The sequence below is a fragment of the Oleiagrimonas sp. C23AA genome (assembly GCF_011759385.1).
Taxonomy (GTDB): Bacteria; Pseudomonadota; Gammaproteobacteria; order Xanthomonadales; family Rhodanobacteraceae; genus Oleiagrimonas.
Genome location: NZ_JAARLY010000001.1, coordinates 264,769 through 281,322, shown reverse-complemented (window position 1 = coordinate 281,322; position 16,554 = coordinate 264,769). Strand labels below are relative to the sequence as shown.

Below are 16,554 nucleotides of genomic sequence, written 5' to 3'. Positions count from 1 at the left end.
ATGTACGCGCGGGCCGCCGCTGGCGGCCCGCGCACCATCACGGCATGATGCGATCTGCCATTTTCAGGGGACTCCTTGCATGCATGCACTTTCGATGACCCAGCTGCCGGCACTGGCCGTGCTGGCGGTGGTCCTTCTTCTGGCCGCAGTGATGTACGCCGTGGCGCGCGCACGCGGGCGTTACGGCATCAAGGCGCCAGCTATCACCGGTCACCCGGCGTTCGAGGCCATCTTCCGCGTACAGGCCAATACCGTCGAGTCGGTGGTGATGTTCCTGCCCACGCTGTGGCTGGCGGCGCGTTACTCCAACCCGACCCTGGCCGGTGCCCTGGGCCTGTTGTGGGTGCTGGCCCGCGCCTGGTATGCGGTGGCCTACGCGCGGCGTCCGGCCAGCCGCGAGGCACCCTTCGTGGTCGCCAGCCTGCTCTGGGTGGTGCTGCTGGTCATGGCGTTGGTCGGCGTGATCCGCGCGCTGATGATTGCTCCATGAATCGCGCATCACTGTTGACGAAAAAGGGCGCCCCGTGGGGCGCCCTTTTTTTATGCCTTGCGGGGCCAAAGACTCAGTCGCCGTCAGCCTCGGGGGCGTCCATCAGGCTGACCCGCACACGCTGGATGCGCGCGCCGTCCATATCCACCACCTCCAGCATCATGTCCTCGTGCAGCAAACGATCACCCGGCGAGGGCAGGCGCGCCATCCGGTCAAGCACGAAGCCGGCCAGCGAGCCGAAGCCGTCCTCGGCCGGCAGCCGGCGCTCGATCAGGTGCTCGACGCGACGCAGGTCGATACCGCCATCGAATAGCCAGCTGCCCTCGGCTTCGGCCACCGCCGAAGGCTCCTCGCCCTCGGCCTGGGGGAACTCACCGGCGATCACTTCAAGCACGTCAGTCGGAGTGACGATGCCCTCGATGCTGCCGTATTCATCCACCACCAGCGCCACCTGCAGGGGCGACTTGCGGAATTCTTCGATCAGACGCAAAACGCTGAGCGACTCGAGCACCGTCAGCGGCTTGCGCACACTGGCGTTCTCGTCGATGCGACCGTGCTGCAACACATCGGCGACCACGTCGCGGGCGCGTGTCACACCCAGCAACTGGTCCAGATCACCACGTGCCACCGGCAGCCAGTGATGGGTGCTGGCAGCGGCCTCCCGCAGCACGTCGGCATCGTCCTCGATATCCAGCCAGTCCATCTCGTGACGCGGCGTCATGATGGTGCGCACCGGACGCTGCGCCAGATCCAGCACGCCCTGCACCATGGCGCGCTCCTCGACACCGAACATCGGCGCATCCTCGCCACCCTCCGGATGGGGCTCGCGATCGTCCGGCGGCGGCTTGTCGCGACCGGCACCGAGCATGCGCAGCACCGCCTCGGAGGTACGGTCACGCAGCGTCAGCGCACCGGCAAACAGACTGCGGTCGTGGTTGCGCCGCGCCACCTGATTGAACACCTCGATCAGGATTGAGAAACCGATTGCCGCATACAGGTAGCCCTTCGGGATATGGAAACCGAAGCCCTCGGCCACCAGACTGAAGCCGATCATCAGCAGGAAGCTGAGGCAAAGTATGATAACGGTGGGACGCGCATTGACGAAGGCCGTCAGCGGCTTGCTGGCCAGGATCATCAATGCCATGGCGATGACCACGGCGATCATCATGATGCTCAAGTGATCGACCATGCCCACGGCGGTGATCACCGAATCGAGCGAAAACACCGCATCCAGGATCACGATCTGCGTAACCACCACCCAGAAGCCGGCACTGACGCGGTTTCGACCACTGTGCTCATCGCCACCTTCCAGGCGATCGTGCAGTTCCAGCGTGGCCTTGAACAACAGGAACAGGCCGCCCGCCACCAGGATGATGTCGCGCCAGGACAGCGAGAATTGGCGCCATTGCACGATGGGATCGGTCAGGCGCACCAGCCACGACATCGCGGCCAGCATCACCAGGCGCATCAAGAGGGCCAGGCCCAGGCCGCTCAGCCGCGCACGGTCACGTTCGCGCGCCGGCAGCTTGTCGGCCAGGATGGCAATGAATACGAGATTGTCGATGCCCAGCACGATCTCCAGCACCACCAGGGTGAAGAGACCGGCCCAGGCGGTCGGGTCGGCAAGCCAGTCGAAAGCAAACATGGGTCGACGCGCTGCGCGCCAGCATCCTCCTTAAAGTCAGGCCGCCACTATACAGGCAAGCTCGCCGCGGTTGCCGCCCGTCGCGTGCGCTCCGTATAGTCCAAAACTCAAGGACAACAGGGCAAGGACAGGCATGAGCGAGCAGGCACCAAGCATCGATACCCACCCTGCACTGCCGGACAGTGGCGCCCCGCCGCAACTTAAGCAAACCAGCGCCACACCACCGCCGGGGCCAGGTCGCGCCCTGTTCGTGGTGCTGATGTACCTGTTCCTGGTGCCGCTGGTGGTCGGCGCCGTGCTGGGGTTCGCCTGGGCAGTCGCGCATGCCCATGATCCCCAACACGGCATGGACGTTCCCGGCATCAAAGCTGCTTTTGGCCTGACCTCGATTCTTGCGGCCTGTGTGTTCTCATTGATCTACGTACGCCGGCGCTGGCCGACGCTGTGGTCGCTCGGCACCTTGCCCGGAATCGGCATGGTACGCAGCACCCGTGGTGCCCTCGTGCAGGGGATGGGGATGGGCTTGGCTGCGCAGATCATCGGTATAGGTGCGACGGTACTGATCAACGGCATGCATCCGCCACGCCAGGACATCATGCAGGCGCTGTACAACCTGCCGACCGCCACGGCCTGGATTGCCGGGCCGGCCATTCTGGCGCTGCTGGTGTTGCTGGTACCGTTCACCGAGGAAGTGGTGTTTCGCGGCGTATTGATGTCAGGGCTGGGCCGGCGCATGCGCGCACTGCCGGCTGCGGTGACGGTGACGCTTGTCTTTGCCGCCGCGCATCTGCTCGGCGTGGGCGGGCATGTTTCCGTGCTGGTAGGCGTTACCTTACTCGGCAGTGCGGCCATCTGGCTGCGCCTGCGTCACCAGTCGCTGTATCCGGGCATGGCCGCGCACATGACCTTCAACGCCGTGGCCATGATCGGCGTGGTGGTGCACATGCTGCACGGCAGCTGAGGCAGTGCACGTTCATTTGCGCTGACCTAGCATGTCCTCATTCGACGTACGCTGCCATCACAAGGAGCACGCCATGGAACATCGCTGGGACTTCTTCAAGGAACACGATTCCTCGTTCGGTCTGTTCTACCCGATCCACTACACCATGATGGCGTTCGAGGACTTCGAGCGCGCCAAGGAAGTGGAGCACATGCTGATTGGCGAGGCGGGCTTTCCCGATGAAGACGTGGCCGCCGCCTCGGGGCGCTTCGTGGTCGAGGAGGTCGAGTCTCAGGACGATGCCAACTGGCTCGACCACATGCAGGAAAAAATCGCCCGAGTCGTCGGCACCGAAGCCGGCTACATCGAGGACGACATCAAGCACGCCCGTAACGGCGGCGCTTTTGTTTTCGTCTATACGCCCGATGACGAACGCATCGAGCGTGTGCACAAGGCAGTGGAGCGCTTCCACCCGGTATTCGCACGGCGTTATCTCACCGCCGGCATCGAACGCCTGACCTATCCGCCGCAGGCCGCCATCTAGACCGCCACGCTAGCGCCGGCGTCCCCGCGCCGGCGGCACCAGTGCCGGGCATTCCAATGCCGCCACCTTGCGCATCAGGCGCGGACTCAAATAGCAATGCGATCCCACCGGCATCAGGCCCACCTCGGCAAAGGCCTGCAGATACCAGCGTGGCGAGCGCGCCTTGAAGCCCTGCCGGTCGCCGGCGACATCATCACGCATGGTGTAGACCTCAAGAAACGCCAGGCCTTCCAGCAACTCATCGAAACCGGCGAGCCCTTCGCGAATTTCCGAGGGCGCCAGATAGTGCAACACGTCGGTACAGATGATCAGGTCGAAAGCGTGCTCAAAGCGTAGCTGCCCAAGCTGGCCGAATCGCGCCAGGCCAATATTCCGGCTGCGCGCATAGCGCATGGCCACGTACTGGCTGGCGTCGAGTCCGCGATAGTCGATATTCGGGCGCAGCTTGCGCAGTGGTGCGCGCCAGCGCCCTTCCCCGCAGCCCACATCCAGCACGGTGCGTACCGAACGCCCGAGGTAGAACTCGGCCTGAGCCAGCACCATCGCCACCTTGCGCTTGAGCTCGGCCGGCGAGGCCACCGCGTGGGCCGGGTCGCGATACCACTTGTCGAAGTAAGCCTGGTCGTAAATCTTGCCGCTCATGTGCCGGGGCTGCCATGGATGGGCCGCCTAGCCTAACCCAAACGAGACCGGCGGCCCGACGCGCCCCTGCTTTTTCGCGGCCCTTGCAGGCCACTGTCAACCGATCTTCGACGGCTGCGTTTTACCCCTGCGGACAATGCCGACCCGGCTGTTTCCGGCCTCCGCCAGGTGCCGCAGCGCCTGATATCTCGCCAAAAGCAACCCCAGCGGTGCGGCGTAGAAAAGTGTAAACATCTTGTTGACATTCTGTCATCGACAGGCGTACTTTCGATGCCGAGGTCACGATGTCATGACAGGAGGATGGGTCGGCCAATCATCGATGCCACAGGTATCGCCTTGCAGACGTCCATACGTCCAAGTCGTCCGCTTCGCCATCCGCGCCGCGGCCTGTGACACACGATGCACCGCCGGTCCGCCAGTCACCGTTGGAGGCGGCGACTGAGCTTCCCCATGCATTGCCCTCAGGTTACGACCGCCGGTCGTGACGCAGGTTCCCCTTTTTTAGCCTGCGTGGCGCCATGCGGCCTTCCCGCCATTTTCGGCATTCGCTTTGCTTGGCCACGCCTCATTCGTGGCCGCATTCACCACATGCTGGGGAGTAGCACCTGATGACTCTAGTGAAGGTTTCCACACGCCGCCTGCGGCGTGCGCTGCCGCATTCGGCCCTGACGCTGGCCATCGCCGGCGCCATCGGCCTTGCCAGCCTGGCTGGCGCGCCATTGGCCCACGCCCAGTCCACCACAGGCACCATCTTTGGTACCGCACCGGTTGCGTCCGGTGAATCGGTGGTCATTTCCAACGCCAGCACCGGCGTCACCCGCACGGTGTCGGTAGGCAAGGACGGACGCTACTCGGCCAGCTCACTGCCGCTGGGGAGCTACACCGTGACGCTGATGCAGAACGGCACCACCGTGCAGACGCAGAAGAACATCCAGCTGACCGTCGGCGCGGGCAGCAATGTGTCGTTCACCGGTCCGTCCAGCGCCAATGCGCAGGGCCTGTCGCAGGTCACCGTGTCGGCCAGCGCCATGCCGCCGATCGACGTCAGCGGCTTTGACTCGCGCACCGTGGTCACCTCGCAGCAGCTGGCCAAACTACCGCTGCAGCGTTCGGCCGAGGCGGTGGCGCAGCTGGCCCCGGGCGTCAACGCCGGCAGCGGCTACTTCACCGGCCCCACCGGCAGCCCACTGGTCTCCTTCGGCGGCTCGTCGATTGCCGAGAATGCCTATTACATCAACGGCTTCAACACCACCGACCCGTTGCACAACTTTGGTGGACTGACCCTGCCCTACGGTGCCATCGACCAGGAGCAGGTGCTGACCGGTGGCTACGGCGCCAAATACGGCCGCTCCGACGGCGGCGTGCTTAACATGGTCGGCAAGCGCGGCACCAACACCTGGCACTTCGGTGGCCAGCTCTTGTGGCAGCCGGATTTTGCCCGTGCCGATGAGCGCAATACCTACTACCCGACCGGCCCCGAATACGGTACCGGCGCCAATTCGCGCCAGGGTCAGATTTACCAGTACCGCAAGGACAACAACAAGGGCACCACCGGCACCGCCGATGCCTATTTCGGCGGCCCCCTGATCAAGGACAAGCTGTTCATCTTTGGTGCCGTCGAGGCCGAACGCCGCTTCAGCAACACCTACAACGGCGCGGTCGACAATCAGACCGGCACCATCGCCCAGACCCAGACTCGCTCGCACTACACCAACCCGAAGTGGTACGGCAAGATCGACTGGAATATCAATGACAACAACATCCTTGAGTTGACAGGGGTGTCCAACAAGCACGAATACTCGGGCAACAACTACGCCTACACCTACCAGCCTGGCAGCGACAAGGGCGTTGCCGGTGCCTACCTGGGCGGTGACACGCACGTCAAGCAGAGCACCGACATGTGGTCGGCGCATTACACCGGCTACATCACCGACAGCCTGACTGTCGAGGCGCTGTACGGCGAAATGACCCAGCGCAATTACCAGGTCACCCCTGGCTACAATCCGGACGCGGTGTACATCGCCAACGCCGGTGCGGAAAACCCGGCCTATACCGGCGGCCGCACCATCGTCGGCAACCAGACCATTGCCTCGCTGCAAAATCCCAACGAGCACGACACCACCCAGAACTACCGTCTGGACATCAACTACAAGATCGGCAATCACTCGATCACGGCCGGTATCGACAACCTCAATACCCACGCCTACGACATCGGCCAGAACTATTCCGGCCCCGGCCAATACATCTGGAACTACGGCCAGTCGACCGACCCGAGTGCCCCAATCAGCACGCTTCGTGGCTCGGAGGTGGGCGCGCCGGGTGGCGAAGGATATTACGTGTCCAAGGTGATCTACACCAACGCGGCCTCGGCCCGTGTCGCACAGCGTGCACAGTACATCGAGGACCAGTGGCAGGTGAGCGACCGCGTCCTGCTGTCGCTCGGCCTTCGCGATGACCAGTTCACCAACTACAACCCCGATGGTGTGCCCTACTTGCGCCTGACCAAGCCACAGTGGTCGCCGCGCGTTGCCGCCACCTGGGACGTCAATGGCGATTCCAGCTTCAAGATCTACGGTAGCGCTGGCCGTTACTACATCGATGAGCCGGCCAATGTGGCCATCCGCGGCGCCGCGGCCAGCACTTATACCAACCAGTACTTCACCTACACGGGCATCGACCCAACCACCGGCGTACCGACCGGACTGACGCAGATTCCACAGGGCCACTACCCGGGCGTGTCGGCCAACAACGAGTACGGCGTGCCGCCTGACCCGAAGACGGTGACCAGCAAGAACGCCAAGGCCGAATACCAGGATGAGTACATCCTGGGCTTCGACAAGACCCTGGGCCACGCCTGGGTGTATGGCGCCAAGGCCATGTACCGCAACCTGCGCAACGACCTGGATGACGTCTGCGACGACACCGTGATCGAGGATGCCGCCTCGGCCCAGGGCATCGATCCGCAGGCCGCGCTGGGTAGCACCGGTTGCTACATCATGAACCCGGGCCGTGATGCCAAGATCAACGTGTCCAACGGCAACGGCGGTTACCAGGTCCTCAATATCCCGTGGTCGGCCTGGGGCATGCCCAAACTCAAGCGCAAGTACTACAGCCTGGAAATGTACCTGGAGCACCCGTTTGACGGCACCTGGTACGGCAAGGTCGATTACGTGTTCTCGCGCAGCTACGGCAACACCGAAGGTTCGGTGCGCTCTGATATCGGCCAGACCGACGTCAGCCAGACCGAGGACTGGGACAACAAGGCGGTGATGAGCTATGCCAATGGCCCGCAGTCCAACGACCGCACCCATGTGCTCAAGGCCTATGGCTACTACCAGCTGACGCCGCAATTCCTGCTCGGTGCCAATCTGCTGGTCGAATCGGGCACGCCCAAGACCTGCCTGGGTTACTACGGCCCGACGGGAACCGATCCGTACGGCTACAACAACAACCCGCCGAACGATGCCTACCACTGGTGCAATGGTCAGCCGAGCCCGCCGGGTGCGGTCGGTCGCACGCCGTGGCAGGAGATCGTCAGTGTCGACGGCACTTATACGCCCAAGTGGGGCGACGGCAAGCTGCAGTTCACGGCGCAGATCTTCAACCTGTTCAATCAGCAGCGCCCGACGCAGTACCTCAACGGCTACTCCAACGGTGCTGGTGTCGGTGGCCCGGCGGCGCCGACCTACATGATCCCGGTCAGCTACGAGACCCCGCGCTACGTGCAGCTGGGTGTGAACTACAACTTCTGATCCCCAGATGCCGGACCGGCCATGACCGGTCCGGCCACTTTCCTTTTTGGGCGCCTGCTAGGTTTCGGGGGCGCCCTTTTTTTGTGCGCGGCGCCGCCTGTGGCGAAGATTTGCTAACGTCGGGACTTTCCATCACGAGCGACCCTCCATGCGCGCACCACGCACCGTCTTTGGTCTGACCCTCGCCCTGCTGGCCGCGGCGCCGGCGCTGGCCAAGGACACGCCCAGCAGCGAACAGATTCTCAAGGCCTCCAAGCCCTCGGAATGGCACCGCCTTTCGCCCGAACGCACAGCCTACCTGGACCTGCCGGCCGGTCGCGTGGTGATCGAGCTGGCGCCCACCTGGTCGCCAGCGCACGTGGCCAACCTGAAAACGCTGATGGCCCAGCACTATTTCGACGGCACCAGCGTGTATCGCGTGCAGGACAATTTCGTTAGCCAGTGGGGTGATCCGGACAGCGACACGCCGGCCAAGGCCAAGTCCATGGGTACAGCGAAGAAAACCCTGCCGCCGGAATTTGTGCGCCATGTCGACGCCTCACTGCCCTTCGTCAAACTCAAGCGTGATGTATATGCGCCGGAAGCCGGCTTCTCCGGTGATTTTCCCATCGGCCGTGATCCGGCCAAGCACACCGCGTGGATTGCGCATTGCTACGGCACCGTCGGCGTGGCACGCGATGTGGCGCGTGACAGCGGCAACGCCAACACGCTGTATGCAGTGATCGGCGCAGCACGGCGCATCGATCGCAACCTGGCCGTGGTCGGACGCGTGGTCCAGGGCATGCAGTACCTGTCCTCGTTGCCGCGCGGACCGGGGTCGATGGGTTTCTACACCGACACCGCCAAGCGCACACCGATCAAGCGCATGGTGCTGGCGGCCAACCTGCCGGCCAGCCAGCGCACGCCGCTGGAAGTGCTCAAGACCGACAGCGCCACCTTCCAGCGGCTGCTCAATGCCAAGCGCCATCGCCATGATGCGTTCTATACGGTGTCCTCGGGTACCGTCGGTGTGTGCGACATGGATATTCCCGTGCGCGCCGCTCCAAGCAAATCCCACTCGCACACCTGACACCCGGTCGGCGTGATCCTTGGCCGGTGACCGCGGTGCCACCTCGGTCACCGGTTGTAATGAAACACGCGCGGTGCCGGTCTTACCGATTGAACGCCGTGTTTCGGCCCTCATCCGTAGGAGAAGCCCATGCCCCGTCAACTGCGCATTCTGCTGGCCACGCTGGCGCTTGTCGTCACCGCCTGTGCCGGCGCCACGCCAAGCCAGGCGCCGGAGTTTGCCGGCATCAGCCACTGGATCAACAGCCCGCCGCTGACCATGAAACAGCTGCGCGGCAAGGTGGTGCTGGTCGATTTCTGGACCTACTCGTGCATCAACTGCCTGCGTACGCTGCCGCACCTGAAGTCCTGGTACGCCAAGTATCACGACAAGGGGCTGGAGATTGTCGGCGTGCATTCGCCGGAGTTCGATTTCGAGAAAAACTACGCCAACGTCAAGCGCGCGGTGAACAAATACGGCATCACCTGGCCGGTGGCGATGGACAGTGACATGCGCACCTGGCGCGCCTGGAACAACCATTACTGGCCAGCCGAGTACCTGATCGACAAACAGGGCAAGGTCATCGAATCGCACTTTGGCGAAGGCAACTACGAGCAGACCGAAAACGCTATCCGCAAGGCACTGGGCATGGGTAGCGCGCAGATGGACGAGCACGCGGCCGATTTGTCCGGCATTGGCTCACCGGAGATGTACTTTGGCCTGGACCGCGAGGAATACATGGCGCCGCCGCAGCGCCCTTCGGCCGGTGCGCGCATGTACACCACGCCCGACACCATCGGCCTGAACCAGTTTGCGCTGACCGGACGCTGGAAGATGACCGGCCAATACGCGCAATTGGTGGGCGACAAGGGCCAGATCCACCTGCACTTCAAGTCCGGCAAGCTGCACATGGTGGCCAGCGCCGAGCATCCGGTCACGCTGAAAATCACCGTCGACGGCAAGCCGCAGCCCAATGTCACCGTGCGTGACAGCCAGCTGTACACCTTGTTTGACAGCAACAGCTACGAGGACCACGTGGTCACCATCCGTGTGGTCGGCTCGGGCTTCAAGGCGTTCACCTTCACCTTCGGCTAGGGCGTCACCGACACCGCTCCAGACTGTGTCACGGGCGGGTCTTTCCTGCCCGTGCCAAAGGCGGCATGCTGCACACCCATTCCCCAGCTCAAAGGCGTGTGCAGGTGCCTCTCTCGACCCAGGGCAAGGCCCAATTCCAGATCCATTTCTGTGTGTTGCTGTGGGGCGTGACCGCCATCCTCGGCAAGGCCATCACGCTGCACGCGCTGGATCTGGTGTGGTGGCGCATGCTGATCGTCACCGTGGCGCTACTGGGCTTCCCGCGCGTGTGGCGCGGTCTTGGGGCCATGTCCTGGCGCACCATCGGCGCCTATGCCGGCATCGGGGTGCTGGTGTCGCTGCACTGGCTGAGTTTTTACGGCGCCATCAAGCTGGCCAACGCCTCGGTCGGCGCCATCTGCATCGCCATCGCGCCGGTATTTTTGGCCTTTGTCGAACCACTGTTCACCGGTAGCCGTTTCAACCGTCGCGAACTGCTGATCGGCGTCGGCGTGGTTCCCGGTGTCGCGCTGATCGTTGGCGGCGTGCCCGATGACATGCATCTGGGCCTGCTGGTCGGCGTGGTCTCTGCGCTGTTCGTGGCCTTGTTCGGCGCGCTCAACAAACGCATGGTCGGGCGCGGCGATGCGCTGACCGTGACCTGCATCGAGCTGGGGGCCGGCACTGCCTTTCTCACCCTGCTGGCGCCCTTCATGCCGCACGCCGGCGCGCTGTTTCCCCTGCCCGACCTGCACGACACCGTGCTGCTGCTGATCCTGTCGCTGCTGTGCACGCTGCTGCCATTTGCGCTGGCACTGGACGCGCTCAGGCACCTGAGCGCCTTCGTGGTGCAGATGACCACCAACCTGGAGCCGGTCTACGCCATCGTGCTGGCCATGCCGCTTCTGGGCGAACAGCGTCAGTTGGATATGCAGTTCTACCTCGGCGTGGTGATCGTGCTGGCCGCCGTATTCGCCCATCCCTATCTGGTGCGGGTGAAGAAGCCGGCGCCGGAGATGCTGGCCACCGCCGAAGCCAAGAACCTCAGCGAGTAAGCGCAAAGACGCACCGGAGTGCAGACAGGGCTTGTCACGACATATCTTGCGATATATCTTTAGATCGCTTCTTACGATATATCTTTAAAAGGACCTGCCATGCGATTCCGTGACTTTTTTTCCGACAACGAGCACTTTTCCCACCACCATCGCCGCCTGCACGCCCACATGCATGAGCGCATGCACGAGATGCGCGAAGCTATGCGTCACGGCCGCCGCGGCGGCTTTGGACGCTTCGGCGGCATGGACAACGACTTCGAGGGCCAGGGCGGGCGTCGCGGCGGCGGCCGTTTTGGCGGTGGCCGCATCTTCGGCCACGGCGACCTGAAACTGGTGCTGCTCAGCCTGATTGCGCAAAAGCCGCGCCACGGTTACGAACTGATCCGCATCATCGAAGACATGTTCGAAGGCCGCTACGCGCCCAGCCCCGGCGCGGTCTACCCCACCCTGACCCTGCTCGAGGAAATGGGCCAGGCCAGCGTCGAGGCCGGCGAAGGCGGCCGCAAGTGCTACGCCATCACCGACGCCGGGCGCGATTTCCTGGAAGAAAACCGCGAGGCCGTGGAAGCGGTGATGTCGCGCCTGGAAATGGCCGCGCGTCACATGAAGCGTGAAGCCACCCCGCAGGCGCTGCGCCGGGCCATGCACGACCTCAAGCACGCGGTGATCCTGCACGGCGCGCGCGGCAGCAGCGAGGAAGCCGAACGCATCTGCGCCATTCTGGAACGCGCCACGCAGGAAATTCTGGGTGATCGTGACTGACCAGGCGTACGCCGACAAGCAACAGAGCCTGCTCGATGCCCTGCAGGCTCTGGCCGTTTCTCTGACCCGCTCGCGGCGGGCGCTGATACGCGGCCTGGTCGAGCAGGCACATGCCTGCGATGCAGTGACGCTGATGCAGGCCGCGCGCCGGCATCACCCGGCGACCAGCCTGGGCAGCACCTATCGCTTTCTGCGCCTGCTGGAACAGCACCAACTGGCCATGGTGTAGCGTTCGCCCCACGGCCGCTGCCAGTGGCGTCTGGCCGATCAAACCGGTACGCCGCCGCACGCGGATCTGGCTGGCGCCGTGAGCGCGCTGCAAGTCCTCGCCGCTCGGCTGGGCTATCGGCTGGAGCCGCTGTCCGGCAACGGGCCACGCCGCGAGGCCAAGCGGTCGGCCAAGCGCGTCGGCTCCGGTAACCGATAGCCGCCGTCGAAGGCCAGCACCTGGGCCACCGCAGTGTCATGACTGAGCCGATGCCCGGGCGACACGATCAGCGGCCGCACCCGGTGTTTGCTGCGTAACACCGTACCGATGCGCTCGCCGCGGTGGAGCAACGGTACCTGCGCGCCACGCATCTCGGCCAATGCTTCGTGCCTGCCACACAGCACCTTCTTGGCCACGCCAATGGTGGCAAGGTCGGTGGCTACGCCCAGATGCGCGGCAATCCCCAGACGCCGTGGATGGGCGATGCCGTGACCGTCGACGAACACCAGATCCGGCCGCTGATCCAGCTGCTGCAACGCCGCAATCAGCGCCGGCAGCTCACGGAAAGACAGCAGGCCCGGCACGTAGGGCATTACCGTCGGCTGGCGCACCAAGGCCTGGCCGATCAATTGCCTCGTGTCCGCCTTGAGCAGCACCGCCGCCGCGCGTGTCACCGCACCGCCCTCCTCGAAACCGACGTCGACACCGGCCACGCAGTTAACCGGGCCAAAGTCATCGCCAAGGCGCACGCGCTCGGCCAGTGCTTTCTGGCGTTGCCGCGCCTCGGCGGCATCGCCGTGCCAGGCAAAACTGGCTTCATCGATGTCCAGCTGGAACATGGCCGCGCACCTCTTGTCAGACAAATCACACGCCGCCATACGCACGCAAGGCCTTGAATCACCGTCGGATCACCCACGGTTAAAGCCAATCGGCGTATTGTTGGGCCTATCGCGCCGCGTGGCGACGCGTCCCGACCTTATCGAATCTTGCTTAAAAGGGAGCGAAATTAAGGATGCGAATCGGACTGATTGGACTGGGCCGCATGGGTGGCAACATTGCTCGCCGCCTGATGCGAAACGACCACGAATGCGTGGTGTTCGACACCAACGAGGAGGCCCGCGCCACGCTGGCCAAAGAGGGCGCTGTCGCGGCCGACTCGCTCAAGGACATGGTGTCCAAGCTGGAATCGCCGCGTGGCATCTGGGTGATGCTGCCAGCCGGTGAGATTACCGAAAACACCATCGGCGAGCTGGGCGAGCTGCTGGACAAGGACGACATCGTCATCGATGGCGGCAATACCTACTACAAGGACGACATCCGCCGCGCCAAGAAGCTGGCCGAAAAAGGCGTGCAATACGTCGACGTCGGCACCTCCGGCGGCGTGTGGGGCCTGGAGCGCGGCTACTGCATGATGATCGGCGGCAAGGAATCGGTGGTGAAGCACCTGGATCCGATTTTTGCCACGCTGGCGCCGGGCATCGGCGACATCGAGCGCACCCCGGGCCGCGAAGACCGCGATCCGCGCGTCGAACAGGGCTACATGCACGCCGGCCCCCCGGGCGCGGGTCACTTCGTGAAGATGGTCCACAACGGCATCGAATACGGCCTGATGCAGGCCTTTGCCGAAGGCTTCGACATCCTGCGCAACAAGCAGTCCGAAGCCCTGCCCGAGGATCAGCGTTTCAGCCTGGACCTGGCCGACGTGGCCGAAGTGTGGCGTCGCGGCAGCGTGGTCAGCTCGTGGCTGCTGGACCTGACCGCCTCGGCCCTGGCCAAGGCGCCGACGCTGGAAGACTTCTCCGGCTACGTCAACGATTCGGGTGAAGGTCGCTGGACCATCGAGGCGGCCATTGAAGAGGCCGTGCCGGCCAACGTGCTGACCTCGGCGCTTTACACCCGCTTCCGTTCGCGTCAGGAGCACACCTTTGCCGAACGCGTGCTTTCGGCCATGCGCTTTGGCTTCGGCGGTCACGTCGAGGGCAAGGGCAAATGAGCCAACGCGCCGCACCCGATACACGCGAGCGCCCGTCCAAGTCGAAAGCCTCCGGCCCGTGCCTGATGGTGATTTTCGGCGCGGCGGGCGATCTGACCCATCGTCTGATCACGCCTGCGCTGTACAACCTGGTGCGGCGCGGCCTGCTACCGGAAAGCTTTGCCGTGGTCGGCGTCGACATCAAGGAGATGGACGACAACGGCTGGCGTCGGATGATGAAACAGGCCGTGCACCGCTTCACCGAGGCGGTGCACACCGAGATGGAAATCGACCCGCTGGACGCCGATGCGGTCGACTGGCTGACCTCGCGCACGCACTACCTGAAGGGCGATTTCAGCGAGCCGGCCACCTACAAGCGCCTGCGCGAGCTGCTGACCAAGCTCGATGAGCACCACGAGGCCGGCGACAACGTGCTGTATTACCTGGCCACGGCGCCGGGTTTCTTCGAGCCGGTGATCCGTCAGCTGGGCAAGGCCAGGATGGCGCAGGAGTCGGACAAGACCGGCTGGCGCCGCGTGGTCGTGGAAAAGCCCTTTGGCCATGACCTGGCCTCGGCCAAGGCACTGAACGAATCGATCGGCCGCGTGCTGCGCGAGGACCAGATCTTCCGCATCGACCATTTCCTGGGCAAGGAAACGGTGCAGAACATCCTCTCGTTCCGCTTTGCCAACGGCCTGTTCGAGCCGATCTGGAACCGTGACCGCATCGACCATGTGCAGATTACCGCCGCCGAAACCGTCGGCGTGGAAGATCGCGGACGGTTCTACGAGCACACCGGCGCGCTGCGCGACATGGTGCCCAATCATCTGTTCCAGCTGCTGGCGCTGGTGGCGATGGAGCCGCCGACCTCGTTCAGCCCCGAGGCACTGCGCCAGCGCAAGGCCGAAACCATCGCCGCGATCCGGCCGCCCAAGCCGCACGATGCGGTGCGTGGCCAATACCGCGACGGCGCGGTCAAGGGCGAGCTGGTCAACGCCTACCGCGACGAACCCAATGTGGCGCCGGATTCGGATACCGAAACCTTCGTCGCCCTTAAATTGGCCGTCGATACCTGGCGCTGGGCCGGCGTGCCGTTCTATCTGCGCACCGGCAAGCATCTGGGCGCGCGCACCACGGAAATTGCCATCCGCTTCAAATCGGCGCCGCTGGCACCGTTCCGCAGCACGGCGGTGGATACCTTCGGTCCTAACTGGCTGGTGCTGCATATCCAGCCCAACGAAGGCATTTCGCTGCACTTTGACGTGAAACGTCCGGGCACCGAAGTGAACCTGTCGCCCGTGCGCATGGATTTTCGCTATCGCGACTGGTTCCGGCCCGAGCATGGCGTGGGCTACGAGACGCTGCTGTACGACTGCATGACCGGCGATGCTGCGCTATTCCAGGATGCGGCCATGGTCGAAGCCGGCTGGCGTGCCGTCCAGCCAGTGCTGGATGCCTGGAGCGAGCAGCCGACCGATGGCTTTCCCAACTACGCCTCGGGCAGCGCCGGGCCGGCTTCGGCCGATACCCTGCTGGCGATGGATGGCGGGCGTAGCTGGCGGCCGCTGACGGCCAGTCTGGAGCCGCCGCCGCGTCGCCCACGCCGGGCCACCAAGAAAAGTCCGGCCAAAAAGAGCACCGCCAAGAAAATGGCGACGCGCAAACGTGCAGCCGCAGCGACGATGGGCAAAGCCGGCAGCACCAAGGCCTCGCGCCCGGCCAGCAGCAAGCGTACGCCGTCGCGATCTGCTCCCAAGGCGACCTCGAAGGCCAGCAAAGGCAAAGCTACAAGCACCGCCAAACGGGCCAGCACAAAAAAGGCCACCAGCAAGAAACCGGCCTCCTCGGGTAAATCCAGCGACAAGGCATGAAGACCCCGCTGGTGTTCATGGGCGTGTCCGGCTGCGGCAAAAGCACCGCGGCGTCGCGCCTGGCAAAGACGCTTGGCCGTCCGTTTCAGGAAGGTGACGAACTGCATCCGCCTGCCAACGTGCAGAAAATGCGCGATGGCCAGCCGCTCACCGATGCCGACCGCGCGCCATGGCTGCGCGCGGTCGGCCAGTGGCTGGAGGCGCACGCCCAGGACGGCGGCATCATCACCTGCTCGGCGCTCAAGCAGAGCTACCGCGACACGCTGCGTGCAGCCTGCCCGCCGCTGCACTTCATGCTGATGGATGTGCGCCGCGAGGAACTTGAGCGACGCCTGGCCGCGCGCAAGGATCACTACATGCCCGCCTCGCTGCTGGACAGCCAGCTGGCGACGCTTGAGCGACCCGGACCGCGTGAGCCGATCAGCATCATCGATGCCAACGACGACGCTGACACTACGCAGCAACGCGTGATGCAGGCGCTGGGCGATATCGAAGACTGAATCGCCCGCAACCTTTGAAGGCGGCCGGCTAAACCAGGTTCACCCGCGCGG

General features: G+C 64.2%; 15 protein-coding genes. 12 read left to right on the top strand and 3 right to left on the bottom strand.

Annotated elements, in window-relative coordinates:
• Positions 1–79 precede the first annotated feature (79 nt).
• Entirely contained in the window at positions 80–490 is a 411-nt protein-coding gene (locus HBF24_RS01245; RefSeq protein WP_240922037.1) for an MAPEG family protein, read from the top strand.
• A 73-nt stretch (positions 491–563) separates the two neighbouring features.
• Here HBF24_RS01245 and HBF24_RS01240 read toward each other — a convergent pair whose 3' ends face one another.
• Positions 564–2,135: a TerC family protein gene (locus HBF24_RS01240; protein ID WP_167167736.1), complete on the bottom strand. Its 1,572-nt coding sequence runs from the start codon at positions 2,133–2,135 to the stop codon at positions 564–566.
• A gap of 133 nt (positions 2,136–2,268) precedes the next feature.
• Between HBF24_RS01240 and HBF24_RS01235 the strand changes: the two genes are divergently transcribed.
• On the top strand, positions 2,269–3,096 hold the full coding sequence (locus HBF24_RS01235; protein ID WP_167167733.1) for a type II CAAX endopeptidase family protein: 828 nt from the start codon (positions 2,269–2,271) through the stop codon (positions 3,094–3,096).
• 73 nt (positions 3,097–3,169) lie between these two features.
• Complete coding sequence (locus HBF24_RS01230; protein ID WP_167167730.1) at positions 3,170–3,619, top strand: hypothetical protein; 450 nt, start codon at positions 3,170–3,172, stop codon at positions 3,617–3,619.
• A 9-nt stretch (positions 3,620–3,628) separates the two neighbouring features.
• On the opposite strand, the gene HBF24_RS01225 is transcribed toward HBF24_RS01230, so the two are convergent.
• A complete protein-coding gene (locus HBF24_RS01225; RefSeq protein WP_167167728.1) occupies positions 3,629–4,261 on the bottom strand; it encodes a class I SAM-dependent methyltransferase in 633 nt (210 codons plus the stop codon).
• A gap of 608 nt (positions 4,262–4,869) precedes the next feature.
• On the opposite strand from HBF24_RS01225, the gene HBF24_RS01220 reads away from it, so the two are divergent.
• From HBF24_RS01220 to HBF24_RS01195, 6 genes are all read left to right on the top strand, one after another.
• Positions 4,870–8,013, top strand: a complete 3,144-nt coding sequence (locus HBF24_RS01220) for a TonB-dependent receptor (RefSeq protein WP_167167725.1) — start codon at positions 4,870–4,872, stop codon at positions 8,011–8,013.
• 148 nt (positions 8,014–8,161) lie between these two features.
• The gene (locus HBF24_RS01215; protein WP_167167722.1) at positions 8,162–9,082 is read left to right on the top strand and encodes a peptidylprolyl isomerase; all 921 of its coding nucleotides are present in this window, start codon (positions 8,162–8,164) and stop codon (positions 9,080–9,082) included.
• 129 nt (positions 9,083–9,211) lie between these two features.
• Positions 9,212–10,156 carry a thioredoxin family protein gene (locus HBF24_RS01210; protein WP_167167719.1) on the top strand — a complete coding sequence of 315 codons (945 nt, stop codon included), beginning with the start codon at positions 9,212–9,214 and terminating at the stop codon, positions 10,154–10,156.
• A 104-nt stretch (positions 10,157–10,260) separates the two neighbouring features.
• Positions 10,261–11,190, top strand: coding sequence for a DMT family transporter (locus tag HBF24_RS01205; RefSeq protein WP_343162680.1), 930 nt, complete (start codon positions 10,261–10,263; stop codon positions 11,188–11,190).
• 99 nt (positions 11,191–11,289) lie between these two features.
• A complete protein-coding gene (locus HBF24_RS01200; protein ID WP_240922035.1) occupies positions 11,290–11,952 on the top strand; it encodes a PadR family transcriptional regulator in 663 nt (220 codons plus the stop codon).
• Positions 11,945–12,181: a hypothetical protein gene (locus tag HBF24_RS01195; RefSeq protein ID WP_167167713.1), complete on the top strand. Its 237-nt coding sequence runs from the start codon at positions 11,945–11,947 to the stop codon at positions 12,179–12,181. The genes HBF24_RS01200 and HBF24_RS01195 overlap by 8 nt, the downstream gene beginning before the upstream one ends.
• Before the next feature lie 113 nt (positions 12,182–12,294).
• On the opposite strand, the gene nfi is transcribed toward HBF24_RS01195, so the two are convergent.
• The gene (gene nfi / locus HBF24_RS01190) at positions 12,295–12,999 is read right to left on the bottom strand and encodes a deoxyribonuclease V (protein WP_167167710.1); all 705 of its coding nucleotides are present in this window, start codon (positions 12,997–12,999) and stop codon (positions 12,295–12,297) included.
• Positions 13,000–13,172: 173 nt separating this feature from the next.
• Here nfi and gnd point away from each other — a divergent pair, with 173 nt between their 5' ends.
• Genes gnd through HBF24_RS01175 form a run of 3 tightly spaced genes read left to right on the top strand, consistent with a single transcriptional unit; the run spans position 13,173 to position 16,503 of the window.
• Positions 13,173–14,153, top strand: a complete 981-nt coding sequence (gene gnd / locus HBF24_RS01185) for a phosphogluconate dehydrogenase (NAD(+)-dependent, decarboxylating) (protein ID WP_167167707.1) — start codon at positions 13,173–13,175, stop codon at positions 14,151–14,153.
• Positions 14,150–16,003, top strand: coding sequence for a glucose-6-phosphate dehydrogenase (gene zwf, locus HBF24_RS01180; protein ID WP_167167704.1), 1,854 nt, complete (start codon positions 14,150–14,152; stop codon positions 16,001–16,003). The genes gnd and zwf overlap by 4 nt, the downstream gene beginning before the upstream one ends.
• Positions 16,000–16,503 carry a gluconokinase gene (locus HBF24_RS01175; protein ID WP_167167702.1) on the top strand — a complete coding sequence of 168 codons (504 nt, stop codon included), beginning with the start codon at positions 16,000–16,002 and terminating at the stop codon, positions 16,501–16,503. Before zwf ends, HBF24_RS01175 begins: the two co-directional genes overlap by 4 nt.
• Positions 16,504–16,554: the final 51 nt, after the last annotated feature.

Coding starts and splice junctions, on each gene's coding strand:
- HBF24_RS01245 (WP_240922037.1), top strand. CDS start 80: ATGCATGCACTTTCGATGACCCAGCTGCCGGCACTGGCCGTGCTGGCG.
- HBF24_RS01240 (WP_167167736.1), bottom strand. CDS start 2,135: ATGTTTGCTTTCGACTGGCTTGCCGACCCGACCGCCTGGGCCGGTCTC.
- HBF24_RS01235 (WP_167167733.1), top strand. CDS start 2,269: ATGAGCGAGCAGGCACCAAGCATCGATACCCACCCTGCACTGCCGGAC.
- HBF24_RS01230 (WP_167167730.1), top strand. CDS start 3,170: ATGGAACATCGCTGGGACTTCTTCAAGGAACACGATTCCTCGTTCGGT.
- HBF24_RS01225 (WP_167167728.1), bottom strand. CDS start 4,261: ATGAGCGGCAAGATTTACGACCAGGCTTACTTCGACAAGTGGTATCGC.
- HBF24_RS01220 (WP_167167725.1), top strand. CDS start 4,870: ATGACTCTAGTGAAGGTTTCCACACGCCGCCTGCGGCGTGCGCTGCCG.
- HBF24_RS01215 (WP_167167722.1), top strand. CDS start 8,162: ATGCGCGCACCACGCACCGTCTTTGGTCTGACCCTCGCCCTGCTGGCC.
- HBF24_RS01210 (WP_167167719.1), top strand. CDS start 9,212: ATGCCCCGTCAACTGCGCATTCTGCTGGCCACGCTGGCGCTTGTCGTC.
- HBF24_RS01200 (WP_240922035.1), top strand. CDS start 11,290: ATGCGATTCCGTGACTTTTTTTCCGACAACGAGCACTTTTCCCACCAC.
- nfi (WP_167167710.1), bottom strand. CDS start 12,999: ATGTTCCAGCTGGACATCGATGAAGCCAGTTTTGCCTGGCACGGCGAT.
- gnd (WP_167167707.1), top strand. CDS start 13,173: ATGCGAATCGGACTGATTGGACTGGGCCGCATGGGTGGCAACATTGCT.
- zwf (WP_167167704.1), top strand. CDS start 14,150: ATGAGCCAACGCGCCGCACCCGATACACGCGAGCGCCCGTCCAAGTCG.
- HBF24_RS01175 (WP_167167702.1), top strand. CDS start 16,000: ATGAAGACCCCGCTGGTGTTCATGGGCGTGTCCGGCTGCGGCAAAAGC.